25 protein-coding genes and 2 pseudogenes are annotated in these 23,255 nt (G+C 71.0%); 11 read left to right on the plus strand and 16 right to left on the minus strand.

The genetic code is table 11. The features are described from left to right. Positions 1-20 precede the first annotated feature (20 nt). Positions 21-1,142, minus strand: a complete 1,122-nt coding sequence (locus SSOG_RS15015) for a beta family protein (protein WP_009715074.1) — start codon at positions 1,140-1,142, stop codon at positions 21-23. A 221-nt stretch (positions 1,143-1,363) separates the two neighbouring features. On the opposite strand from SSOG_RS15015, the gene SSOG_RS15020 reads away from it, so the two are divergent. From SSOG_RS15020 to SSOG_RS15030, 3 genes are read left to right on the plus strand one after another with little or no spacing between them, the layout of a single operon-like run. Continuing rightward, entirely contained in the window at positions 1,364-1,840 is a 477-nt protein-coding gene (locus SSOG_RS15020; RefSeq protein ID WP_009715075.1) for a hypothetical protein, read from the plus strand. A 15-nt stretch (positions 1,841-1,855) separates the two neighbouring features. Next, on the plus strand, positions 1,856-3,340 hold the full coding sequence (locus SSOG_RS15025) for a hypothetical protein (protein WP_009715076.1): 1,485 nt from the start codon (positions 1,856-1,858) through the stop codon (positions 3,338-3,340). Between the two features lie 37 nt (positions 3,341-3,377). Next, a complete protein-coding gene (locus SSOG_RS15030) occupies positions 3,378-3,950 on the plus strand; it encodes a hypothetical protein (RefSeq protein WP_009715077.1) in 573 nt (190 codons plus the stop codon). 16 nt (positions 3,951-3,966) lie between these two features. Here SSOG_RS15030 and SSOG_RS15035 read toward each other — a convergent pair whose 3' ends face one another. From SSOG_RS15035 to SSOG_RS15050, 4 genes are read right to left on the minus strand one after another with little or no spacing between them, the layout of a single operon-like run. Further along, a complete protein-coding gene (locus SSOG_RS15035) occupies positions 3,967-4,326 on the minus strand; it encodes a hypothetical protein (RefSeq protein ID WP_009715078.1) in 360 nt (119 codons plus the stop codon). A 47-nt stretch (positions 4,327-4,373) separates the two neighbouring features. After that, on the minus strand, positions 4,374-4,856 hold the full coding sequence (locus SSOG_RS15040; RefSeq protein ID WP_009715079.1) for a hypothetical protein: 483 nt from the start codon (positions 4,854-4,856) through the stop codon (positions 4,374-4,376). A gap of 53 nt (positions 4,857-4,909) precedes the next feature. Then, positions 4,910-5,293 (minus strand): DUF427 domain-containing protein, encoded by a 384-nt coding sequence (locus tag SSOG_RS15045; protein WP_009715080.1) that lies wholly within the window; start codon positions 5,291-5,293, stop codon positions 4,910-4,912. 44 nt (positions 5,294-5,337) lie between these two features. Next, on the minus strand, positions 5,338-5,817 hold the full coding sequence (locus SSOG_RS15050; RefSeq protein ID WP_425385467.1) for a MarR family winged helix-turn-helix transcriptional regulator: 480 nt from the start codon (positions 5,815-5,817) through the stop codon (positions 5,338-5,340). A 140-nt stretch (positions 5,818-5,957) separates the two neighbouring features. Here SSOG_RS15050 and SSOG_RS15055 point away from each other — a divergent pair, with 140 nt between their 5' ends. After that, positions 5,958-8,279: an MFS transporter gene (locus SSOG_RS15055; RefSeq protein WP_050799871.1), complete on the plus strand. Its 2,322-nt coding sequence runs from the start codon at positions 5,958-5,960 to the stop codon at positions 8,277-8,279. A gap of 126 nt (positions 8,280-8,405) precedes the next feature. Here the strand turns inward: SSOG_RS15055 and SSOG_RS15060 are convergent, their stop codons facing one another. Next, on the minus strand, positions 8,406-8,636 hold the full coding sequence (locus tag SSOG_RS15060; protein ID WP_009715083.1) for a hypothetical protein: 231 nt from the start codon (positions 8,634-8,636) through the stop codon (positions 8,406-8,408). A gap of 52 nt (positions 8,637-8,688) precedes the next feature. Continuing rightward, positions 8,689-9,924, minus strand: a complete 1,236-nt coding sequence (locus SSOG_RS15065) for an MFS transporter (protein WP_009715084.1) — start codon at positions 9,922-9,924, stop codon at positions 8,689-8,691. A 90-nt stretch (positions 9,925-10,014) separates the two neighbouring features. Between SSOG_RS15065 and SSOG_RS15070 the strand changes: the two are divergent. Further along, positions 10,015-11,018 (plus strand): annotated as a pseudogene (locus SSOG_RS15070) (LysR family transcriptional regulator). Between the two features lie 2 nt (positions 11,019-11,020). Here SSOG_RS15070 and SSOG_RS54825 read toward each other — a convergent pair. After that, positions 11,021-11,239: a hypothetical protein gene (locus SSOG_RS54825; RefSeq protein WP_009715086.1), complete on the minus strand. Its 219-nt coding sequence runs from the start codon at positions 11,237-11,239 to the stop codon at positions 11,021-11,023. A 466-nt stretch (positions 11,240-11,705) separates the two neighbouring features. Then, positions 11,706-12,218 (minus strand): GNAT family N-acetyltransferase, encoded by a 513-nt coding sequence (locus SSOG_RS15080; RefSeq protein ID WP_039937628.1) that lies wholly within the window; start codon positions 12,216-12,218, stop codon positions 11,706-11,708. Between the two features lie 424 nt (positions 12,219-12,642). Here SSOG_RS15080 and speB point away from each other — a divergent pair, with 424 nt between their 5' ends. Then, on the plus strand, positions 12,643-13,623 hold the full coding sequence (gene speB, locus SSOG_RS15085; protein ID WP_009715088.1) for an agmatinase: 981 nt from the start codon (positions 12,643-12,645) through the stop codon (positions 13,621-13,623). A gap of 5 nt (positions 13,624-13,628) precedes the next feature. On the opposite strand, the gene SSOG_RS15090 is transcribed toward speB, so the two are convergent. Next, positions 13,629-14,471, minus strand: a complete 843-nt coding sequence (locus tag SSOG_RS15090; RefSeq protein WP_039937631.1) for an isocitrate lyase/PEP mutase family protein — start codon at positions 14,469-14,471, stop codon at positions 13,629-13,631. 587 nt (positions 14,472-15,058) lie between these two features. On the opposite strand from SSOG_RS15090, the gene SSOG_RS52355 reads away from it, so the two are divergent. Next, positions 15,059-15,205, plus strand: coding sequence for a hypothetical protein (locus SSOG_RS52355; protein ID WP_154685939.1), 147 nt, complete (start codon positions 15,059-15,061; stop codon positions 15,203-15,205). Positions 15,206-15,220: 15 nt separating this feature from the next. Here the strand turns inward: SSOG_RS52355 and SSOG_RS15100 are convergent, their stop codons facing one another. Further along, a complete protein-coding gene (locus SSOG_RS15100; RefSeq protein ID WP_039937633.1) occupies positions 15,221-16,330 on the minus strand; it encodes a ferritin-like domain-containing protein in 1,110 nt (369 codons plus the stop codon). Between the two features lie 118 nt (positions 16,331-16,448). Between SSOG_RS15100 and SSOG_RS15105 the strand changes: the two genes are divergently transcribed. The 4 genes from SSOG_RS15105 to SSOG_RS56010 all read left to right on the plus strand — a co-directional run bounded on the left by SSOG_RS15105 (position 16,449) and on the right by SSOG_RS56010 (position 19,976). After that, positions 16,449-17,375 (plus strand): AurF N-oxygenase family protein, encoded by a 927-nt coding sequence (locus tag SSOG_RS15105; RefSeq protein ID WP_039937635.1) that lies wholly within the window; start codon positions 16,449-16,451, stop codon positions 17,373-17,375. Positions 17,376-17,446: 71 nt separating this feature from the next. Further along, positions 17,447-18,238: a TetR/AcrR family transcriptional regulator gene (locus SSOG_RS15110; RefSeq protein WP_078510316.1), complete on the plus strand. Its 792-nt coding sequence runs from the start codon at positions 17,447-17,449 to the stop codon at positions 18,236-18,238. Positions 18,239-18,248: 10 nt separating this feature from the next. Continuing rightward, positions 18,249-18,515: a hypothetical protein gene (locus SSOG_RS15115; protein ID WP_009715093.1), complete on the plus strand. Its 267-nt coding sequence runs from the start codon at positions 18,249-18,251 to the stop codon at positions 18,513-18,515. 192 nt (positions 18,516-18,707) lie between these two features. Next, positions 18,708-19,976, plus strand: a complete 1,269-nt coding sequence (locus SSOG_RS56010; RefSeq protein ID WP_039937636.1) for a C40 family peptidase — start codon at positions 18,708-18,710, stop codon at positions 19,974-19,976. Between the two features lie 3 nt (positions 19,977-19,979). Here the strand turns inward: SSOG_RS56010 and SSOG_RS15125 are convergent, their stop codons facing one another. From SSOG_RS15125 to SSOG_RS51060, 5 genes and pseudogenes are all read right to left on the minus strand, one after another. Continuing rightward, on the minus strand, positions 19,980-21,227 hold the full coding sequence (locus SSOG_RS15125; RefSeq protein ID WP_009715095.1) for a styrene monooxygenase/indole monooxygenase family protein: 1,248 nt from the start codon (positions 21,225-21,227) through the stop codon (positions 19,980-19,982). Between the two features lie 76 nt (positions 21,228-21,303). Next, positions 21,304-21,945 carry a GTP-binding protein gene (locus SSOG_RS15130; protein WP_009715096.1) on the minus strand — a complete coding sequence of 214 codons (642 nt, stop codon included), beginning with the start codon at positions 21,943-21,945 and terminating at the stop codon, positions 21,304-21,306. Positions 21,946-21,949: 4 nt separating this feature from the next. Beyond that, complete coding sequence (locus SSOG_RS15135; RefSeq protein WP_009715097.1) at positions 21,950-22,354, minus strand: DUF742 domain-containing protein; 405 nt, start codon at positions 22,352-22,354, stop codon at positions 21,950-21,952. Then, entirely contained in the window at positions 22,351-22,836 is a 486-nt protein-coding gene (locus SSOG_RS15140) for a roadblock/LC7 domain-containing protein (protein WP_009715098.1), read from the minus strand. Before SSOG_RS15140 ends, SSOG_RS15135 begins: the two co-directional genes overlap by 4 nt. Next, a pseudogene (locus SSOG_RS51060) lies at positions 22,833-23,255 on the minus strand (histidine kinase); the annotation flags it as partial. The pseudogene SSOG_RS51060 and the gene SSOG_RS15140, both read right to left, overlap by 4 nt.

The following is a 23,255-nucleotide window of genomic DNA, read 5'->3' on the forward strand; positions in this document are numbered from 1 at the left end:
CGATTGACAAGCATGCTGCATTACGCCCCGGCTTTGCCGAGGTCCGGTCCAGGATGCCGCAACTGGTTCGCAACGAAGTTCATGTGCTGAATGTGGCCGACCCGTATCCATGTCTCGGCATTGCCTGAGCCGACCGGGCCGTCCCCGTATGCGCAGGCGTGTAACCAGCGCTCGCCGTCGCTGGAGCCGACCCCGTCGTTTCCGCGAAAGGAGTCGGCTTCCGCGATCCAGCGGGCCACGGCGCGGACTCGGGCCGCACGGCCGCTCCCCCTGGTGGGCGCCCGCCCGACGAGAAATCCGTCCGGTGTGGTGTAGCGCAGCAGGCCCCAGGCCGGACCCGGCCGCCGTATGGAGGGGACGTTCGCACTGAATACATGTTCGACGGAGTAGTCACCGTAGACCAGCCGCCCCGGGAACTCGGGGCGGGCTGCGCGGACCGACTCGTAGAGCTGCCAGTCATGGCGGTGGGTCACACGGGTGGGCTGTGCGTCAGGCCTTTCGAGGGCGCGGGGGAAAGCCCCTGACGCGAGGACCACAGTGCGCCAGGGGACGAGGGCACCGAGGAGGTCCAGCGCGGCCAGGGCGACCTTGCCTGCTTCAGTGCCGTCCGTAGCCGTGCCGACGTCCAGAATGAGATCGAGCCGGGAGGGCGGCAGGCAGAGTCGGTCAAGCAGGTCGAGAAGCTCCGTTGAGCGGGGTGCTTCCGGTGGGTCGTCCAGCACCATGCGTATTCCGAGGCCGTGGCCGCTGAGGAAGGCGAGATCAGCGGCGTAGCGCTGCTGCGCCGGGTTCCGTTCCGGTCCGGTGACCAGCCGCACCCGGCTGGTGGTCGCCAACCGCCACAACCCCACGGCCAAGGCATCGAGATGACTCTCGACGTGGCCGATGTCCACCCAACAGGTAAGGCCTTCCATCACTTTGATGAGGCTGTCCATGCGCGGGGTGAACCAACGGCGCAGCTCCGCCTGGTCCGTGTCCGGATCCGGGACGAGAGGCACGCCTCGAACGCGCTCCGGCTCGACCCGTGGAACGACCGTCCACAGCGGCGCAATGCGTCGTCGCACACCGAAGGCCAGTCGCGCGTAGGCGTCCCAGGCATTCCGTCGAGTCGGCAGGACAGGTACGTAGATCGGCTCGACCATCCCGGCTCCCCCATCCAGCCCGTCGTATCGCCCCTGGTCAAAGGGTGAGCAGGGATCGTCGATGGCGAAAGAGCGGAATTCCGGCCACTGATCGCGCGCCGTCCACCACGCAGCTGCGTACGAGACGACTGAGGCCCTGTCGTGACGTCAGGCCGCCCTTGGCGGTCGGGGCCTTGCGCTATTCTCCAGTTCCACTGGAGCTGAACAACCGGGGGGCCGGGATGGCGTTCGACAGTGAATGGGCGGATCTGAAGTCCGCGGCGAGAGCGCAGCAGTCGTCCGGGACACGGATCAATTCCGCCGGGGCGGGGCCGAGCCAGGCGGAGGACGCAGACCTTGTCGTTCATCAGGACGACCTGGGGGCCGTCGGGCACGAGGCGTTCCTGCTGCACGACAAGCTCCGCAAAAAAGCCGACATCGCTGGTGCGGGGATCGACAAGAATGGAGCGGGGTCGACGGCGCAGGCCGCCAAGGAGCTGTCCGCGCACCATCTCACGATGGGCGATGAGCTCATGACGACGCTTTCGATCTGGGATACCCAAGTCAAAACGGTGTTGCAGATGTGTGCGCACATCTCGAACCATCTGGACTATTCGAAGAAGGCCCACGCGCATGACGACAAGGTGATCGCGGCTTCATTGCGCCACCGGAACGGCACCGCCATTTCGGTCTCCGAGATCTCCAAGTACGTGAAGTAGCGAGAGGAGCCTTTCATGGGCACGTTCACGTACTCGGATCTCATAGCGTTGAACCTCGGGAAGCTCGGCACCGCGGTGGACGACTGGAAGACCATGGTCAGCAGTCTGGACACGCTCAGGTCGGACGTCTACGACGGTTTGGTACAGAAATCGGACGCGGCGCGTTGGAAGGGGGCCAATGCAACGGTCACGAAGGATTTCGTCCGCAGCACCGCCAAAGAGTTCCTGGATCTGTACGCGGAGGCCAAGAGCATCCACGGCGTGCTCCTGGACGCGCACACCGAACTCGTGGGCATTCAGAAGCGAGTGAAGTCGCTGACCGAGGAGGCTCGCCGCGGTGACCCGGCAAGGAACCCCCCGGACCCTGGCCTGCTGGTGACGGACGGCAAGCACGGCACGGTGCTCGTGCAGGAGGCCATGTGCACCAAGGAGGGGCCCACCCAGCGCACCAAGGACCGGATCCGGTGGTACGCAGAGACGCTGACCGGCCTGGTCGCCCATGCCGCGGAGGTCGACACGACCGTCAGCCGGGCACTGAAGAAGAGTCATGGCGGCGACCCCTACAACGCGGGCCACGCCACGTACACCTCGCTGGACGAGGAGCAGTTGCCGCGCGCCACGAGGCTGGCTTCGCTGGGCGAAGACGCGAACGACAAGCAGCGTGCCGAACTGCGCAGGCTGTGGCAGTCCTTGAGCCCTGAGGCACGGTCCGAGCTGTGGAAGCAACAGAAGGACGGCCTGCTGGCGGCGGGGCTGCTGAGTCCCTCGGTCAAGCAGATTGCGCCGGATGGAGGGTCGGGCCAGTACGGCGCCGAGTCCCCCGGTGCCGCGGAGCGCTGGACAAGGGTGAAGATGAAATTGATCACTGAGGGAGCGGACTGGACGGACCTGCCCGATGCCTCGCGCAACATGGAGCATTACCTGAGCAACAGTGGTGACCCCATGAATCTCCCCGTGGACAAGATGATGTCCGATGACGAGGGTTTCCGACACCACATCGAGGACGGCATCAGACAGCACCAGGAAACGTGGCGGACACAGGCGCTCGAGGAGTTCAAGAAGAACGGCGGGCAGCCCGTGGCCATTCCGGTCGAGACCAAGAACGTGGACTACTCTTTCGACCAGGCGACGAACCAGAACTGGTACTACGCGGTTGGTTCCACCCGGTCGAACATCACCGGAGTGGTCACGGTCGTAACGGACGCCCATGGAAATCCACAGGTCGGCCTCGATTACCAGGCGAACGCATGGGACCGGTACAACTGGGACGAGGGCAAGGGCGTGAACATCGGGCCGATGGACATCCCGGACGGACAGATGGCCCGGCTGCACAAGACGGGACTGGCTCAGGAATTCGACATGTCGGGCAGCAGCTCGGTCAAGCACTACGACCTGGGCGGGGACACTCCGAACGAGGGGCCGCTCCCCGGACCCGATAAGCCGGGGCGTGAAGGCGGACGCACCGATCCGACACGCGAACAACAGAACGCCAACCGCTGAGCGTGTCCTGCGCGCCAGAGTCCACCGGGAGTAGTCCGTGCGCCGCACCACCCTTGCCGTCGGAGGAGCCCTCCTCGCTGTCGTCGTGGCCGTCGCCGCGTTCGCGTTCGCGCGGACGGGGGGCGAGGCGTCGCAACGATCGGACCAGGGGGGCAGCTGGAAAGGCGGGGCCACCCCGGAGTGGATGAGCGGGCAGATGGGGATCCGGATTCCGGCGGGGGCCTCGGAGCAGCGGGCTGGGTACAGGACCGGGTCGCGCTACGACGTGGGGCTGCTCTCCTTCGCGTTGCCCGAGGCGAAGGCGGACGCGTTCCTGGCGCGGCTGGTGCCGGACGATCAAGACATGATCAAGAACTATCACCCGGAGGCGGGAGGGTACGCGCCCTCGGCCGGATTCGGGCACCTGGGGCTGCCCGAACCGGAGACGTTGGTGAAGGGGCTGCGGAAGATCAACTTCTGCCCGGATGCCGCCACCTCGCCCGAAGGGAAACGGCTGCGGTACTGCGTGGAGCTGTACGCGCAGACGTTGGCGCCGGACCGGACGCGGATCTACCTGCGGTCGACGATCGAACCGGGGCTGACGCCCCCTCCTGCCACCTCGGGAACGTAAACGACTGCGGGTGTGCTCAGGGAGAGGCGAGCAGCAGCATCGCCATGGTCAGCTGAGCGAGCCACTGAAGCTTGACCGCCCAGGATCGGGCTGTGGGGAACGGCAGACGCCCCCGGGGGCAGCTTGCGGCGAAGAGGCCCAGTGTCGCTGAGACGAGGAACGCTCCGAAGATCACCGGGGCGGGGATGGAAGAGCACCGGTTGCCGTTCATGATGCAGTCGGCGGCGCGCTCCGTCATCAGGGAGAGGATGATGCTGATGATGGCGGTGGGGATCAGCAGGCCGACGCCGACCTTCGCCGCTGTGCGGAGTCTTCGGTCGTGTGCCGCGTCGGGCGCCTCGGCGGCGCTCGGTTCGGCGGAGGCTGTCTCGTTCATCCGTCCACTCAACCGCGGGCGGGGCGTGGCGGGATCGCGCCGGGTACTCAGTTCCCGTAGGTAGGCGGGCTCAACTGGGGGCAGCGGAGGTCCGGGGCCATGAGGTTCGGGGAGCACGTCACTACGGCCAGGGAGAGGAAGGACGTGCGGCCTGCGTAGAAGCCCAAGGAGACGTCGCCGCCCTCAGACAGACGATCCGCGGCTGTGGCTACCAGGCGGGACAGGCGGGCGGTGTCGGCTTCTTGGCGGGAGAGGAAGCCGGGGGCGTGTTCGGTGAGCTGTTGGCCCAGCCAGGTGGCGGCGTCCTTGGGTTCGTGGAAGGTGGCGCGGATGAGGGCGGGGGTTTTGAGGAGCCAGTACGCCGTCTCCATGGGCGGCAGCTCGGAGCGGCGGAAGGTGTCCAGTTGGGTGCGGTAGTGCTCCTCGTCCTCCGCCGTCACCGGGGGCAGGGGGCGGTCCGGGAGGCGGCGGAGGATTTCATGGTCGAACAGCTCCTTCTCACCCAGCCAGGAGTACGCGTGGAGGTGCACGCGTCAGCCGTTCCCCCTGGGGGGTCAGGGGAAGGCCACCGATGGGGTGATCGCTAGGAGACCTCGATCTTGGCTGTCGCGTCGTAGAAGGAGAGGTGGTTCTTGATCTCGGGTACGGCGTCGATCGGCTGCGGGTACGCCCAGACCACGTCGGGGCGCAGTTCGGCTCCGCTGTCCGGGCCGATGTACGTCCAGTACGCCGCCTCGCCCTTGAAGGGGCAGGTGGTGCGGGTGTCGGTGGGCTCGAACAGGGTGAGGTCCACGTCCTCCGGCGGGAGGTAGTAGCGCACGGGCAGGCCCGTCTCGTGGAGCAGCAGCGGGCGGTCCGTCTCGGCGACGACCTGGCCGTCGATGGTGACCTTCACGTGCTGCGTGCCGCGGGTCACGTCCACGCGGTGGCCGGAACCGGAGTTTGCGCCGGTGTGGGGGTGGGGCATCGTCTCGTCCTCCTCGGAGGGTTCTGCTGGGGGCCGTACTCAGGTCAACGCTTGCCCTCGGGCGTTGATTCCGATGTTTCGTCGCGGGGCCAGGGGCGGCCGTCGTGGGCTTCGACCTCGCGGTTGAAGCGGGTCAGGACCTCGCCGAAGCGGGAGAGATCTTCTGGCGTCCAGTCTTCTAGCAGGCGGGCCAGGCCGGCGCGGCGGCAGTCGCGTTCGGCGGTGAGGCGTTCGGTGCCCAGGGCGGTGACGCGGAGCTTGCGGGCGAGGCCGCCGTCGGGGTCGGGGATGCGCTCGACCAGGCCGCCGCGCAGCAGGGTGCTGGTCTGGCGGTTGACGGTCGAGACGTCCAGCTGGAACGCGTCGGCGAGCTGGCCGATCGACATCGCGCCCTCCGCGTCCAGGCGGGAGAGGACGAGGTAGGCGGAGCGGTCGAGGCGGTCGGGCGTGGGGGGCGCGCAGGGGTCGTCAGCAGATGCCTTGCGGTCTCGGGGCGTCAGTACGTGGCACCTGGCTACCAGCATCAATTCGCGTTCCAGCCGCTCCAGCACGCTTCCTCCTCGTCGCCCCCGCTCCATGAAACAGAAGTGTGCACGATACACATCATGTGTAGGATGCACATCTCCCACTCATCCCTGTTGTACCGCTTGGAGGCCGCATCCGCATGGCCCAGTCAGCCCCAGCCCGCGTCGAGGAGCCCTTGAGCGCCGCGCCGGCCACCGGCTCGTCGCTTCCGCGGCGCGAGGTCGGTGGCGGTTTCGTGGCGGTGCTCGCGTTCTGCGGTATCGCCGTGTCGGTGATGCAGACGCTGGTCGTCCCGCTCGTGAGCGAGCTGCCGCAGCTTCTGCACACCACCAGCTCGAACGCGTCCTGGGTGGTCACCTCGACCCTGCTCGCCGGGGCCGTCTCGACTCCCGTCATGGGGCGGCTCGGGGACATGTTCGGCAAGCGCCGGATGCTGATGGTCGCGCTGACGCTGCTCGTCGTCGGCTCGCTGACCTGCGCCGTCACCTCCGAGCTGGTGGTGATGGTGGTCGGCCGGGCCATCCAGGGCGGGGCGATGGGCGCCATTCCGCTGGGCATCAGCATCATGCGGGACGAGCTGCCGCCGCAGAAGCTGGGCTCGGCGATGGCCCTGATGAGCTCCTCGCTCGGGATCGGCGGTGCGCTGGGGCTGCCGGCCGCCGCCTTCGTCGCGCAGCACACCAGCTGGCACGTGCTGTTCTACGGGGCCGCCGGGCTGGGCGCGATATCGATCGCGCTGGTGCTGGCCGTCGTACCGGAGTCCGCCGTACGCACCCCGAGCCGCTTCGACCTGCTCGGCACGATCGGGCTGACGGCCGGGCTCGTCTGTCTGCTGCTGCCCATCACCAAGGGCGGCGACTGGGGCTGGGCGAGCGGTACGACGCTCGGGCTGTTCGGCGCGGCCGCGGTGATCCTGCTCCTGTGGGGCCTCTTCGAGCTGCGCACCACCGAACCGCTGGTCGACCTGCGAACCACCGCCCGCCGCCAGGTGCTGCTGACCAACCTCGCCTCGATCATGGTCGGCTTCTCGTTCTACGCGATGTCGCTGATCCTGCCGCAGCTGCTCCAGCTGCCGGAGGCCACCGGCTACGGCCTCGGCCAGTCGATGGTCATGGCGGGGCTGTACTTCGCACCGATGGGCGTGGCGATGATGCTGGTCTCGCCGCTGTCCGCGCGCATCAACGCGGCCCGCGGCCCCAAGGTCTCGCTGATCAGCGGCATCATCGTGATCGGTGCGACGTACGGCGCGGGCCTGGTGATGATCGACCACATCTGGCAGATCGTGGTGCTGTCCACCGCGCTCGGCGTCGGCATCGGCATCGCGTACTCGGCCATGCCGACCCTGATCGTCAGCGCCGTACCGGCCCGTGAGACGGGCGCGGCGAACGGTCTGAACACCCTGATGCGGTCCATCGGCATGTCCACCTCCAGCGCGGTGGTCGGGGTGATCCTGGCCCGCCAGACGACGGACTTCGGCGGGGTCGCGCTGCCGAGCAAGGACGGCTTCCAGATGTCGTTCATGGTGGCGTGCGCGGCCTCGGTCGTCGGGCTGGTGATCGCCTTCTGTCTGCCGGGGCGGCGGCGCGTCCCGGGCGGTGTCCCGGGCAGTGTCTCGTCCGCGCCTGCGCCCGCGCCGAAGCCCGAGCCTGTCGTCGAGACGGCGGAGAAGGTCGAGCAGGAGGACGCCGTCCCCGCCCTCACCGGCAGCGTCATCCACGGCCGGGTCCTCGGTTCCGACGGCGCCCCGCTGGCCGACGCCGCCGTCACCCTGATCGACACCGGCGGCCGCCAGCTCGGCCGTACGGTCAGCGGGCGCGACGGCGAGTACACCGTGGCCGCGCCCGGCACCGCGAGCGTCGTCCTCATCGGCTCGGCCCCCGGGCACCGGCCGCAGGCCGCCACGCTGCTGGTGTCGGACGTCCCGGTCGTCTGCGATCTACGGCTCGCCGGAGGCGGCGGGCTGACCGGGTCCGTACGGGCCGAGGGCGGCGGGCCGCTGGCCGGGGCCACCGCCACCGCGACCGGCGCGGACGGCGAGGTGGCGGGTTCGGCGACGGCCGACGAGAAGGGTGAGTTCGCGCTCCCGGAGCTGGCCTCCGGCGCGTACACACTCACCCTCAGCGCCGACGGACACCGTCCGCACGCCACCCAGGTCGAGCTGACCGCCGGTGAGCCGCTGCGGGTCGACGTGGCGCTGACGCCCGCGGCCCGGGTCCGGGGCACCGTACGTGACCAGGGCGGACAGCCGCTGGAGGACGCCCGCGTGGCGCTGCTGGACGCCTCCGGCGACGTCGTCGGGCAGTCCATCACGGGCGCGGACGGGACCTTCGGGTTCGAGGGGCTGACCGGTGAGCACTACACGGTGGTCGCCAGCGGTTACGCACCGGCCACCCGGCCGGTCACGGTCGGCGCCGACGCCCCGGAGGCCCGGGACGTGGACTTCCTGCTCAGCCACGGCTGAGTCACGGCTGAGTCTGCCGTCCAGCCCGGTCCGTGGTCACGGGCCGGGCTGGACGGCTGTCGGTGGTCGTGAGCACGGGTGGCCGCGGGCGCAGCCCGCACCCGCCCCCGGCGGTGCTGGTCCCGCTCATTCCTCGGGCAGGCTCTCCCACGCCTCGCCCTTGCGGAACAGCTCGTATCCCTCCGCGTCCGCGATCGACTCCGCCTCCGCGCGGCTGCGCACCGAGATCTCGTAGGTGTGGCTGTCGACCGTCGCGTGGACGCCCTTGCCGTCGGTGATCGTTTCGATCGAGTGCGTCTCGTAGATGACGCGCCCCGGCTCGGTCTTGCTCCAGACCACGTGCATGCTCACTGCCATCGGACCACTCCCGAAGACGAGCCCCCTGAATTCAGGGTCTCACGGCACGCGGCTACCGCCTTCCGAAGATCGCCACATGCACGAGCGCCAGGACCGCGAGCGCTCCCCCGAACCACATGACGCCGACGAGCGCGATCCCGTCCGCCGCCCGGCCACCGAGCAGCGCGCCCAGCGATATCGCGATGTTGAAGACGCAGACGAACAGCGCCGAGGCGGCCTCCCGTGTGTCCGGCGCCGCGTGCAGCACCCAGGTCTGCGAGGTCACCGAGACCCCGCCGTACGCCAGCCCCCACAGCACCAGCAGCGTGATCGCCCCGCCGAGGGTGCCGCCCGCGACCGGGACGAGCAGGACCGCGGTGGCCAGGACGGTGAAGATGACCATGAGGGTGCGGCGCGGGTCGCGGTGGGCGGTGGCGCCCGCCAGGAAGTTCCCGGCGATGCCCGCCACGCCGTACGCCAGCAGCAGGGTGCTGATCAGCCCCGTACGTACGCCGGACACGTTCTCGAGCACCGGGCGTACGTAGGTGTACGCGCCGAAGTGGCCGGTGACCAGCAGCAGCGTGGTGATCAGCCCGACCCGCAGCCGGGCGTTGCGGAACAGCCCCGGCACCTCGCGCAGCCGGATCGTCTCGGTGGCGGGCAGCGGCGGCAGGGTGACGGCGAGGGCCGCGGCGATCGCCAGCGCCAGCGCGCCCATCCCGCCGAACGCGGCGCGCCAGTGGACCAGGTCGCCGATCAGCGTCCCGACCGGTACGCCCAGGACGGAGGCGACGGCGATCCCGCTGAAGACCAACGAGGTGGCGTGGCCCGCGGACTTCTCCGGCACCAGCCGTACGGCAAGCCCCGCGGCCAGGGACCACACCCCGCCGATGCACACCCCGACCAGCACCCGGGACAGCAGCAGTACGGCGAAATTGGGGGCGAGGGCGGAGGCCAGGTTGGCCGCCGCGAGGAGTCCCATCAGGCCGCACAGCACCAGTCGGCGGTCGAGGCGGGCGACGGTGACGGTCAGGAGGGGCGCGGCGACCGCGGCGACCAGCCCCGGCACGGTCATGGCCAGGCCCGCCATACCGGGCGAGACCCGCAGCGCGGAGCCGATGGAAGTGAGCAGGCCGACCGGGAGCATCTCGGTGGTGACGACGGAGAAGGTGCCGAACGCCACGGCGACGACGGCGAGCCAGGCTCTGAGCGGCGAGTGCGGCGAGTGCGGCGAGTGCGCGGGCGCGGCTGACCCAGATGCGCCTGCCGGAGCGGTTCGTTCCGTGGTAGGGGGCGTGGAATTCGACATGACTCAAATGAACCGCCGCCCCCGGCCGGGAACAACGCCGAAGTCTTCAGTCTTCTATGAGCGAGACTCATGGATCAGTGGAGGGAAGCCGTGTCCGGGCTGGAGATGCGCGAACTGGAGTGTTTTCTCGCGCTCAGCGAGGAGTTGCACTCGGGCGCGCGGCGGAGCGGCTGTACGTGTCGCAGAGCAGAGTCAGCCAGTTGCTGCGCGCGCTGGAGGGGCGGATCGGCGCCCGGCTGCTCGACCGCACCAGCCGACGGGTGCGGCTGACCCCGCTGGGCGAGCGGTTCCTGGCCGAACTGCGGCCCGCGTACGACGCACTGTCCGGGGCGGTCGAGGGGGCCAGGGGCGCGGCGCGCGGACTCACGGGCGTGCTGCGCGTCGGCTTCCAAGGGGCCGCCGACGAGCGGGTGATGGCCGCGCTGGCGGCCGTCCGGGAACGGCATCCCGGCTGCGAACCGGAGACCGTGGAGATCCCGATGGCCGATCCGTTCGGCGCGGTGCGGGAGGGTGAGGTGGACGCGGCGATCGTCTGTCTGCCGGTCGAGGAACCGGAACTGGTCCTCGGCCCGGTCTTCTCCCGGCAGCCGCAGACGCTGCTGGTCCGCGCCGGGCACCGGCTGGCGGCGGGGAGGCGGGAGCCGGGGCGGGAGCGGGGCGCGGTGGACGCCGAGGAGCTGGCCGACTGCCCGCTCGTCGCCCCGTCCGACCCCGCGCCGCGCTACTGGCGGGAGTTCATGGCCCCGCCCGTCACCCCCGACGGCCGCCCGATCCCCCGCGGCCCGCGGGTGCGCACCCTCCAGGAGGGGCTGACGGCGGTCGCGGCGGGCCGGGGCGGGATGCTGCTGTGCGCGCCGACCGCCGAGTACCACGGGCGCCGCGACATCACGCCGCTCCCGGTGACGGGGCTGCCGGACTCGATGCTGGGCCTGGTGTGGCGGCGAGGCGGTGAGACAGCGCGGATACGGGCGCTGCGGCGGGCCGTGGAGGAGGAGTGCGGGGCCTTTGCATCAGCCCGTCCAGATCCGCTGAAGCGCCCGGTAGTCGAACGCGGCGATGCCCTCCTCACGGAGGATGTGGCGCGCCTGCGATGAGGTCAGGAAGGCGTGGTCGGGGCCCAACGGGACGGCACGGTCCGCCGGGTCGGCGAGGCGGGGTCCGCCGGGTCGACGGGGCTCAGCGCGTCGGCAGGGCCCAGCAACTCGGTCGACGTGACCACCCGGGGCGGAAGCAGGCCCTGTCGCGTCGCCAGGGCCCATTGGGCGGCGTGGTCCGCCGCGTCGGCGGAGCCCAACGCGTCGTCGGCGGGGCCCATCGAGTCGGCACGGTCCGCCGGGGCGACACGTCCGCCGCATCGGCGGCACCATCGCGTCGCGGGCCCCCAGCAGCCCGGTGGACGTGACCACCCCCGGGATCGGGGCCCATCGGGTCGGCAGCAGGACCCATCGCACCGTCAGGGCCCATCGGGACGACGGGGCCCGTCCGGTCGGCACGGCCCATCCGGCCGTCAGGGCCCATCGGCTCGGCACGGTCCGCCGCATCGGCGGCACCCAGCACGTCGCGGGCCCCCAGCAGCCCGGTGGACGTGGCCACCCGGGGCGCGGGGCCCGTCGAGGCGTCGGGGCCCAACGGGTCGGCGCGGTCCGCCGCGTCGGCGGGGCCCCTCCGGTCGGCGGCGGGGCCCACCGGGGCGGCGGGCCCTCCACGTCGGTGGGGTCCGTCGCGTCGGCGGGGCCCAACGCATCGGCGGCAGCGCCCGACGCATCGGCGCCCCGGGCTCCTCAGAGGGTGTCCCTGCGCATGCACACCCGGGGCCATCGGTCCAGGCCGTGTCCGGCCTCGCTGTGACGAATCTGCCACAGTCCGGGGGTCAGTTCGTCCTCCGTCAGGGTCCGGAAGCCGCAACGGGACGCGTAGTAGGGGGCGTTCCACGCCACGTCCACGAAGGTGGTCAGGGTCAGCGCGGGTACGCCGTCGGCGGCGGCTCGCGCCGCGACGTGCTCGATCAGCGCCCGGCCCACTCCGCGGCGGGCGCTGTCCGGGTGCACCGAGATCTGCTCGATGTGCGTGTTCCCGTCGACGGGGTCGGTGATCACGTAGGCCATGGCCCGGTCCGTGTCGTCCACCGCGACCCAGGCCCGCCCGGCGCGCTGGTAGCGCCCCAGCTCCGCCAGGGTCGGCGGCTCGTCGTCGGCGATCTCGTCCATCCCGATGTCCCGGAAGCACCGGCCGGCGGCGCGCTCTATGTCCTGGAGATGGGGAAGTTCCTCGATGGTGCTCGTTCGAATCCGCACCTCACCATCATCCTCCGGATTCCCCGGGCGGAGGTACGGACAAAGGGGTGCCCCCCACCGCCGTGGAGAGCACCCTTTGGCCGTTCTTTCACACGACCGCCCCCGGCCCGGGCCATCCCCACATGACCTCGGCAATTCCGGTGGCGGTGATCAAAAACTTAGCAAGCCATCGGTAACGGGTCGGTGGTGGAATGGTGATCATTGTGCTCCGACTCAACTTCTCTTCGTACGACGGGCGTTAGATGACCGTGGGAGGCCGGGGTGGTACCGGCTGTTCGGGTAGGGGCGGGGTTCCGTATAGGGGGATCCCGAGGTGGGCAGTCACCCATTCGAGGGATTCAATGGTTGACGCAGGAAACCACTGCGGATCCCCCCACGTGAAAGGCCCAGTTCCACCATGAACGCGATCCCCTGCGATCCGGCCATGCCCATTCCTCCCGAGGACACCGACCGCACCCTGCACTTTGCGGGGCCCGCCACGTTCGGGCGGGTGCCGCGGCTGGATCAGGTCGGCACGACGGATATCGCCGTGGTCGGGGTGCCGTTCGACGCCGGTGTGTCGTACCGGCCGGGCGCCCGGTTCGGCGGAAACGCGATCCGGGAGGCGTCGCGGCTGCTGCGCCCGTACAACCCGGCACAGGACGCGTACCCGTTCCACTACGTCCAGGTCGCGGACGCCGGTGACATCACCGCCAATCCGCACAACCTCAACGAGGCCGTCGACGCCATCGAGGCGGGCGCGGAAGAGCTGTTGTGTACCGGCGCCCAGCTGATGACGCTGGGCGGCGATCACACCATCGCGCTGCCGGTCCTGCGCGCGGTGGCCCGCAAGCACGGTCCGGTGGCGCTGCTGCACTTCGACGCACACCTGGACACCTGGGACACGTACTTCGGCGCCGAATACACCCATGGAACCCCGTTCCGCCGGGCCGTCGAGGAGGGCATCCTCGACACCTCCGCCCTCTCGCACGTCGGCACCCGCGGCCCGCTGTACAGCAAGGAGGACCTGGACGAGGACACCAAGCTGGGCTTCGGGATCGTCACCTCGGCCGATGTGATGCGACGCGGGGTCGACGAGGTGGTGCAGCAGCTCAAGGAGCGGATCGGCAAGCGGCCGCTCTACATCTCGGTGGACATCGACGTCCTGGACCCCGCGCACGCCCCCGGCACCGGCACCCCCGAGGCGGGCGGCCTCACCTCCCGCGAACTGCTGGAGATCGTGCGCGGCCTGGCCGACTGCCACCTGGTCTCCGCCGACCTGGTGGAGGTCGCCCCGGCGTACGACCACGCCGACATCACCTCCGTGGCCGCCTCGCACACCGCGTACGAGCTGGTCACCCTCATGTCCCGGCAGATCGCCTTCCTCCGGTGGGTGGAGGAGCAGAAGCAGGCGCAGCCGGCGTAAGGCGCTTACGCGCGGTCGCGGGTGAACAGCTCGTTCAGCTCGCCCTGCGGGATCTGGCCCTCGGCGAACGTCAGCGTCCCCCGCTCCAGCAACTCCCGGGCGCTGTCCCGTACGAAGCCCAGCGCGGCGCGCGCGATGCTGCCGCCGAGGCTGAGGCGGGCGACCCCGGCGGAGCGGAGGGCGTCGGCGGTGAGGCTGGTGGCGCCGAGGCCCATCACCACGTTGAGCGGGCCGTTCACCTCGGCCACCAGGGTGGTGATGGTCGCGAGGTCGTTGACGCCCGGTACGTAGAGACAGTCCGCGCCCGCCTCCCGGTACCGGTTGGCGCGCCGGACCGCGTCGGCGAGCGGGTCCGGGGAGCGCAGCATCAGGCCGTCGGTGCGGGCGGTGAGCACGAAGTCGGTGCCGTCGGCGTCCGCGGCCTCGCGGGCGGCGGCGATACGGGCGACGGCCAGCTCCTCGTCGTACAGGGCGCCGTCCGCGAAGTCCTCGACGTTCCCGCCGGCGAGGCCCGCGGCGACGGCCAGCCGGACGGTCTCGGCGACCGCCTCGGGCTCCGCCCCGTACCCGTCCTCCAGGTCGCCGTTGACCGGCAGGTCCACGGCGGCGGTGATCTGGCGGACGCGGTCGAACATCTCGGCCCGGGAGACCGCCTTGCCGCCCTCCGGGATGGTGTGGTCGGGCCTGCCCAGCGAGAAGGCGATCCCGGCGCTGGTCGTCGCGAGCGCCTCGAACCCCGCCTCGGCCAGCACGATCGCGCTCCCGGCATCCCATGCGTTCGGCATCAGGAAGCCGGTGCGGCCCTCGTGGAGGCGGCGGAAGGCGGCGGCGTGGCGGCGGTCGGTCATGGGGCGGATCCTCTCGGCGGAACGGCATACGGCGCTCGTCCACCGAGGGAACCACACCGTTCCTGGGGACTGAGCAGAGGTGAGTCCGCTCAGCCGCACGCCCCGAACGGTCTTGGGCGCACTGGTCCCCGGCGTACTCAGCCCCGGGGCGGCGACACGCATCCTGTGCGTGGTCCGAGCCCGGGAGGCCGGCTCCCTCACGACCTGGCCATATGGGTACGGCCAGAGGCGACGGGGAGGCCCCGAACCATCACTCCGGTGGAGCGGGGGCCCCGCACGCTGGCACCGTACCCGGCGTCCCAGATCGCCCGCTCACCGTAGCCCGAACAGCCCACACCGCCGCAAGCCGGAAGTCGACCATCACACGATCGAGCTAATCCACCCTCGTACGCACTCCCCGGCGGGCAGTTGGCAACCCCACCGACAGCACGTCGCAACGATCCGCCGCGCTGCGCGCCGTCGCCGCGGACGGGGACCGGGCGCCCTGTGACCATCCGGGCCACCCGAGCGACGAGGGCCTCGACATCGGCCAGCTGGAGGGCTTCCCCACGGCCCTGGAGCTGATCGGCGACCCCGCGGCCGAGGACGTGTCCTGGGACGAACTCGCCAAGCGGTCCGGCCGGGCCGACTCCGGCGACCTCTCCCCCGCCGAGGTGGAATCCCGCTGGCGCTGCCCCCGCGCCCTCGCCGGATTCGCGTCGGCGGCCGCGGAGGCCATCCGTCCGGCCACCTGACCCTCGCCCGAGCCCTCAGTCCCCCGCCGCGCCCTGCGCGATGGCCTCCTCGACCTCGCCGGTCCTGGCGGCCTCCTCGGCGGCGAAGCGCTGGGCGTCCAGGTGCTGGGCGATCTCCTCGTCCTGGTTCATCAGCAGGTCCAGGTTGCTGTCGCCGAGTTCCAGGACGCCCATGTCGACGTAGGCGCGCTGGAGGCGTTCGCCCCACAGGCCGATGTCCTTCACGCACGGCACGATGCGGCTGAACAGCAGCTTGCGGAACATGTGCAGATACGGGGAGCGCTCCGCGTACTCCGCGGCCTCGGCCTTCGGGATGCCCAGGTTCTCCAGGACCTCCACGCCGCGCAGCCGGTCGCGCATGAGGTAGCAGCCCTCGATGACGAACTCCTCGCGCTCGCGCAGCTCCGCGTCGGTCAGGTCGCGGTAGTAGTCGCGCAGCGCCATCCGGCCGAACGCCACGTGGCGGGCCTCGTCCTGCATGACGTAGGCGAGGAGCTGCTTCGGCAGGGGCTTGTCGGTGGTGTCGCGGATGAGGCCGAACGCGGCGAGGGCCAGGCCCTCGATGAGGACCTGCATGCCCAGGTAGGCCATGTCCCAGCGGGAGTCGCGGAGGGTGTCGCCCAGCAGCTCCTGGAGGTTGTCGTTGATCGGGTACAGCATGCCGATCTTGTCGCGCAGGAAGCGGCCGTACAGCTCGGCGTGGCGGGCCTCGTCCATGGTCTGGGTGGCGGAGTAGAACTTGGCGTCGAGGTCGGGCGCCGATTCGACGATCCGGGCGGCGCACACCATCGCACCCTGTTCGCCGTGCAGGAACTGGCTGAACTGCCAGGAGGCGGCGTGGCGGCGCAGTTCGCCCCGCTCCCGGTCGGACATCCGGTCCCAGTGGGGCGTGCCGTAGAGGGCGAGGGACTCGTCGGGGGTGCCGAGCGGATCGTACGGGTCGACCTCCAGGTCCCAGTCGATCCGCTTCGTCGCGTCCCACTGCTTGTCCTTGCCCTTCTGGTACAGGGCGAGCAATCGGGCCCGGTGGTCGTCGTACTCCCAGCTGAACCGGGCGGCGCCCGCGGCGGGCACCTGCCACATCGGGTCGCCGGGGCCCATGGCGTAGAGGTCCTGCGTCGACACGTCGTCTCCTTCGCCTCGCTGCGCACCAAACATATCCGCGGGGGATTGACGGGCTTGCTGACACAGAGTCTCATAAGGGATGTCCAGCCGCGACCATTCCTCCGAGGTGTCTCCAGCGATGACGACCGCGACCGAATCAGCCGCGCCCCGGGACGCGCTGGGGCTCCTCAAGGACCGCGAACGGGTCGCGGAGCGGCTGCTGCTGGCCTCCTCCCGGCACTCGTTCGACCCCGACACCGAGCTGGACTGGGACGCGCCGCACGAGCCGGACAAGTGGTTCTGGCCGCCGGAGCTGGTCTCCCTCTACGGCACCCCGATGTGGCGGCGGATGTCGGAGGAGCAGCGGATGCTGCTGTCGCGGCACGAGGCCGCGGCGCTGGCCTCGCTCGGCATCTGGTTCGAGATCATCCTGATCCAGCTGCTCACCCGGCACATCTACGACAAGCCCGCGACCAGCGCCCATGTCCGCTACGCACTCACCGAGATCGCCGACGAGTGCCGCCACTCCAAGATGTTCGCCCGGCTCATCGAGAAGGGCGGCACCCCCGCGTACCCGGTGTCCCGGCTCCACCAGAACCTGGGCCGGTTCTTCAAGACGTTCTCCACCACACCCGGTTCGTTCACCGCCACCCTGCTCGGCGAGGAGGTGCTGGACTGGATGCAGCGGCTGACGTTCCCCGATGAGCGCGTCCAGCCGCTGGTGCGCGGGGTGACCCGGATCCATGTGGTGGAGGAGGCGCGCCATGTGCGGTACGCCCGGGAGGAGTTGCGCCGCCAGATGGTGCGGGCGCCGCGCTGGGAGAAGGAGCTGACCCGCATCGGCTCGGGCGAGTTCGCCCGGGTATTCTCGCTCGCGTTCGTCAACCCCCAGGTGTACACGGACGTCGGCCTCGACCGGCGGGCCGCCGTCGCCCAGGTGCGGGCGAGCGGCCACCGCCGCGAGGTGATGCGCAGCGGCGCCCGGCGGCTGACCGAATTCCTCGACGACGTCGGGGTGCTGCGCGGCGCGGGCCGCAAGCTGTGGCAGAGCAGCGGCCTGCTCTAGGCCGCGTCCCGGGCGGCTTCGTCAACGGGCCGCTCCTCGGCAACTGCCCCAGGGCGGTTACGCTGCCAGGCATGACGACGAGCAGTGGCACCGCCCCGGCGGACGCGGACCGGGCGACCGCCGCGCCCCCGGCCACCGTGCGCCGCGGGGCGTACCGCAGGCTCAGCGTCGAGGCGCGGCGCGCCGAACTGATCGCCGCCGCGCTCGGCCTGTTCGCCCACCGCGCGCCGGAGGACGTGTCGCTGGACGACGTGGCCTCGGCCGCCGACGCCTCCCGGCCGCTCGTCTACCGCTACTTCCCCGGCGGCAAGCAGCAGTTGTACGAGGCGGCGCTGCGCAGCGCCGTCGATGAGCTGGAGGGGTGCTTCGAGGAGCCGCGGACCGGCCCGCTCAGCAGTCGGCTGGGCAACGTACTGGACCGCTACCTCACCTTCGTGGACGAGCACGACGCGGGGTTCAGCGCGCTGCTGCACGGCGGCAGCGTGGCCGAGACCTCGCGGACGAGCGCCATCGTGGACGAGGTGCGGCGGGCCGCGGCCGAGCAGATCCTGCTGCATCTGACGGCCGGGGAGCCCACCGAGGAACCCGGCGCCCGGCTGCGGATGATGGTGCGCACCTGGATCACCGCGGTCGAGGCGGCCTCGCTGATCTGGCTGGACGAGAACAAGCAGCCGTCGGCCCGGGAGCTGCGGGACTGGCTGGTGGACCACTTCGTGGCGCTGCTGACCGCCACCGCGGCGACCGATCCGCAGGCGGCCCGGGTGATGCGGGCGGCGCTCGCAGCGGAGCCCGCACAGGGACCGGTCGGCGCGCTGGTGCGGCGCGTGGCGCCGGTGCTCGGCGAGGCGCGGCACCTGCTGTGAGGGTCGTGCGGTGAGGAGCGAGGAGACGCCGTTCGTCGGCGGGCCGCTGGACGGCCGGGTGCTGTCGGTGCTGGTCGGCGCCACGGGACAGCCGCCGAAGACGTACGAGGTCCCGGTCCCGGACGAGGCCGGTGGACCGCCGACCGTGTACGTCTACCGCCGCGTCGCGGCGGGCACGACCCGGCGGCTGGGGCTGATCCGGGGATGGCGGTACGAGTACGACCCGGAGGGCACGCCGGGCAGCGGACCGAAGTGGCCGTGGTCCCGTTCTTCCTGAACGGTTCGCTGACTTCCTGAACGGTTCGCCGGACTCCGCCAGCCGTGGACTCCGCCAGCCGTGACCAGCCCTCCGGACGAGTGACCGTGTTGGGCCGACTCGCCCATCATTCTCCCGAAAGTACGACTGTCACGCCGCGTTCCTGCTGAGGTGGTCGTCGGACCCCGTTCCCGCAGCCGGAGGTGTGAGCCCGTGTCAGGACGGATCGTAGGCTCGGTCTGCGCGGCGGCGATCACCGCGGCCGCGGCGCTCGTCCCGCCCGTCCCGGCGGCCACGGCCGCCCCTGCCCAGCCCTCCGCCCGGCCCGCCGACCGGTCCGTCGCCGGGCTGCTCACCCAGCTCAAGACGCTGTACCGGAAGGCGGAGGAGGCGACCGAGGCGTACAACGCGACCGAGGAGAAGCTGCGCAAGCAGCGGGCCAAGACCCGGGACCTCACCGACGACCTCGCCCGCAGCCGCACCGACCTGGCCGCCAGCCGGGAGGACGCGGGGCGGCTGGCCCGCCAGCAGTACCAGGGCCACACCCAGCTCTCCACGTACACCTTCCTGCTGACGCTGCTCACCCCGCATCCGGAGAACGCCGCCGACCAGGCGCGTGAGCTGGACCGGGCGGCGGGGCGGGAGGCCGCCGTCGTGGAGCGGCTGACCAAGGGCGAGCGGCACGCCGACGCCCTCGCCACCCGGGCCAGGGCCGCCCTGGACAAGCAGCTGTCGCTGAGCGCGAAGAAGAAGAAACAGCGCGACAAGGTCAAGAAGCGGCTCACGAAGATCGAGAAGATGCTCGCCTCGCTGACCGTCCGCCAGATCACCCAGGTGGCGGAGAAGGAGCGCGAGCAGACCGACAAGGCGCAGCGCAAGCTGGTCGCCTCCGGAGTGTTGGGCAACACCCCCCGGGCCCAGAGCGCCGCCCCGCCGCCCCCCGTACCTGACCCCGTCCCGGGCACGGGCACGGGCCCGGGCGGCGGCCAGGACACCGGGGGCGGCGGTCAGGGCTCCGGCACCGCCCAGACCCCGGGCCGCCCGGCCGGGGGCACGGGCAGCGGCACGGGCGGCACGCCCACCGTGCCGAAGACGCCCGGGCGTCTCCCGATGGCCTCGGCGGCGGCCGGGCAGCGGGCGCTGCGGTGGGCGCTCAACCAGATCGGCAAGCCGTACGTGTGGGGCGCCGAGGGGCCGAACTCCTTCGACTGCTCGGGGCTGACCTCCCAGGCATGGGCACACGCCGGGCGGGTCATCCCCCGCACCAGCCAGGAGCAGTGGCGCCGGCTGCCGAGGATCTCGCTCAGCCAGATCCGCCCCGGCGATCTGGTGATCTACAACAAGGGCGCGAGCCATGTGGCCATCTACGCGGGCGGCGGCCAGGTGGTGCAGGCGCCCCGGCCCGGCACCACCGTGCGGCTCTCCCCGCTCGCGTCCAACCCGGTGCAGGGCGTGGTCCGTCCGGGTTCGGCCCGTCGCTAGGCCCTAGGCGCCCACCGAGGCCAGATAGGCGGCAGCCTTCTCCGGCTCGTAGAAGAAGTGCTCGAAGTCGGACGGGTCATTGAAGCCGTTGGCGATCCGGTCGGCCACCGGCGGCAGTGCGCCCGCCGCGCCGAGCAGTTCCACGATGTGCTCGGGCGGCGGGGCGAGCATCGCGTTCGTCCACTTGGTGACGTGCTGGGCGGTCGCCCAGTAGCGGTCGAAGGTGTCCCGCATCCATGCGGCGTCGAACGGCCGGTCGCCGTGGGCGACGATGCTGTCCAGGTAGGACGCGGCGCATTTGGCGGCCGAGTTGGAGCCCTGGCCGGTGATCGGGTCGTTGGCGACCACGACGTCGGCGACGCCGAGCACCAGGCCGCCGCCGGGCAGTTCGCCGATCGGGTTGCGTACGGTCGGGGCGTACCGCCCGGCGAGCGTGCCGCCCGCGTCGGTCAGCTCGACCTTGGTGGCCCGCGCGTACTCCCACGGGGTGAACCGCTCCATCAGCTCCAGCGTGGTGGCCAGGTGCTCGGACGGGTCGGTGACGCCCTGGAACGCGTCGACCGGACCGCCCGGGACGCCCTCCCAGAAGAGGATGTCGGCGCGCCCGCTGGTGGTGAGGGTCGGCATGACGAACAGCTCGCCGACGCCGGGGACCAGGTTGCAGCGCACCGCGTCGTAGTCCGGGTGCTCGGGGCGCGGGCCGAGACCGTGGACATACGAGACGGCCAGCGCGCGCTGCGGGGTGTCGTACGGGGAGCGGGCGGCGTCGCGGCCGAAGAGCGAGACCAGTTCGCCCTTGCCCGCGGCCACCAGCACCAGATCGTGGCTCTGGGTGAAGAAGTCCAGGTCGGAGACGGACACACCGTGGATGACCAGTTGGCCGCCGCGCTGTTCGAACAGCTCCATCCAGCCCGCCATCTTGATCCGCTGGTCGACGGACTGGGCGTACCCGTCGAGCCGCCCGACCCAGTCGATGGCGCGGGTGTGCGGGCCCTCGGGCGTCGGCGGTCCGGCGACGGACGCGCCGAGTCCCTCGATACGCGGCGCCCGCTCCTCCCAGAAGTTGAGCTTCAGGTCGCGCTCGTGCTGGAGCGCGGTGTGGAACATGCACTGCGTGGACATGACGCGCCCGGAGCGGATCTCGTCAGCCGTACGGTTGGCCATCAAGGTGACCTCGTAGCCCTCGGCCTGGAGTCCGAGGGCGAGTTGGAGGCCGGACTGCCCGGCTCCGACGATGAGTATTTTCCGCATGGCTGTAGCTCTCTCTCAGGCTCAGGACAGGAAGAGGAACGGGGCATTCCATTCCGCGAGCGGAGCTGAGGTTAGTTCACTCGGGTGAGACGTCAACCGCGTGGCCCACCAGGGCGAGCAGCGCGTCCACCACCGTGACCCGCTGCCGCGCGTCCATGGTCACCACCGGTATCCCGGGCGATACGGAGAGCGCGTCCCGGACGTCGTCGGGACCGTAGAGCGGGGTCCCCTCGAAGTGGTTGACCGCCACCACATACGGCAGGCCGAGGCTCTCGAAGTAGTCCAGCGCCGGGAAGCTGTCCTCCAGCCGCCGGGTGTCGGCCATCACGACCGCCCCGATCGCCCCGCGCATCAGGTCGTCCCACATGAACCAGAACCGCTGCTGGCCCGGGGTGCCGAAGAGATAGAGCACCAGATCGGATTCGAGCGTGATCCGCCCGAAGTCCATCGCGACGGTCGTGGTCAGCTTCTCGGGCGTCGCGCCGAGGTCGTCCACGTCCTCGCTGGCCTGCGTCATCAGGGCCTCGGTCTGGAGCGGAGTGATCTCCGAGACCGAACCCACGAACGTCGTCTTCCCGACGCCGAAACCCCCCGCTATCACTATCTTGGTGGCGATCGGTGCCCGCGAACGGTCTATCTGCCAGTTCTGAAGTTTCTCTTCGGTACCGGGTATACCGGCACCGGGTATCTCCGACACATGCGGCGGCGTCACCGTCATCGTCTCAGAGTCTGCGAAGTCCAACGAGCACCCTTTCGAGCAACGCGCGATCCGGCTGTCCCGGGCCCCGCCCGGTGCCGTACACACGGATCTTTCCCTGGTCGGCGAGGTCGCTGAGCAGGACGCGCACCACGCCCAGCGGAATCTTGAGCATCGCGGAGACCTCCGCGACCGAACGCATCCTGCGGCACAGCTCGATGATGGCCCGTATCTCCGGCAGCATCCGCGTCCCGGGCGTTCCCGTCGGCACGGGGTCACCCGGACCGTCCACCGGTCCGTCCGCGGGCTCCAGCGACGCCACGAACGTCTCCACCAGCAGCACATGTCCCGAGCGGGTGCGGCCGCCGGTGAGCGAATACGGACGCACCCGGGCCGGTCTGCGCGCGCCCCGGCCGGACCCTCCCGTCACTGCGCCGACTCCAGCGACCTCCGTAGTTCGGAGCGCAGTTCGGGGGTGAGCACATGCCCGGCCCGGCCCACGAACAGCGCCATGTGGTACGCCACGACGGCCATGTCGCAGTCCGGTGTGGCGTGCACCCCCAGCAGCGAACCGTCGCTGATCGCCATGACGAAGAGACTGCCCTCGTCCATCGCCACCACCGTCTGCTTGACGCTGCCGCCGTCCATCAGCTTCGCCGCGCCGAGCGTCAGGCTGCCCAGCCCCGACACGATCGTCGCGAGGTCCGCGGTGGAGCCCTTCGGGCCGTCCTGGGTGGTCGGGCCCGCGGGGGCGGCGGTGTGCCGCGCGTCGGAGGACAGCAGCATCAGCCCGTCGGACGAGACGACGGCCACCGAGCGGACGCCGGGCACCTCCTCGACCAGGCTCGACAGCAGCCAGTGCAGATTACGGGCCTGGGAACTCAGCCCGTAGGTACTACTGGGTGCATTCACCCGCGTGCCTCCTCAACCGTGCCGCCCCCGTCCTGCGCCCCCGTTTGCGCCGTGCCCTGCTCTCCGGCTGTCCCACGTGCGGCGATCTCGGCCTCCGCGTCCCGTCGGCCGTCCCGCGAACCGCGCTGAAACCCGCCCAGCCTACGCCGCAATTCCTCCGCGTTCACCGACCCTGTGCGCTCCTGCGGGTCGGGGTCGCGGCGGGCCACGTTCCGCGGTGTCCGCTTGGGAAGTCCCTTGTCGGTACGGCGCAGTTCGCCGGCCGGCTCCGGGGCGTGGGAGTGCTGGTCGGGGCCGATCGCGTACGGGTCGGCCGGAGCGGCCGGTTCCGCCGGGTCGGCCGGTTCCGCCGGGCCCCAGGCATCCGCACCTGCGGGCCGTACGGCGCGGCTGTCGAACGCCTGCTCGCCGCCGGGCAC

The organism is Streptomyces himastatinicus ATCC 53653 (genome assembly GCF_000158915.1).
Taxonomy (GTDB): Bacteria; Actinomycetota; Actinomycetes; order Streptomycetales; family Streptomycetaceae; genus Streptomyces; species Streptomyces himastatinicus.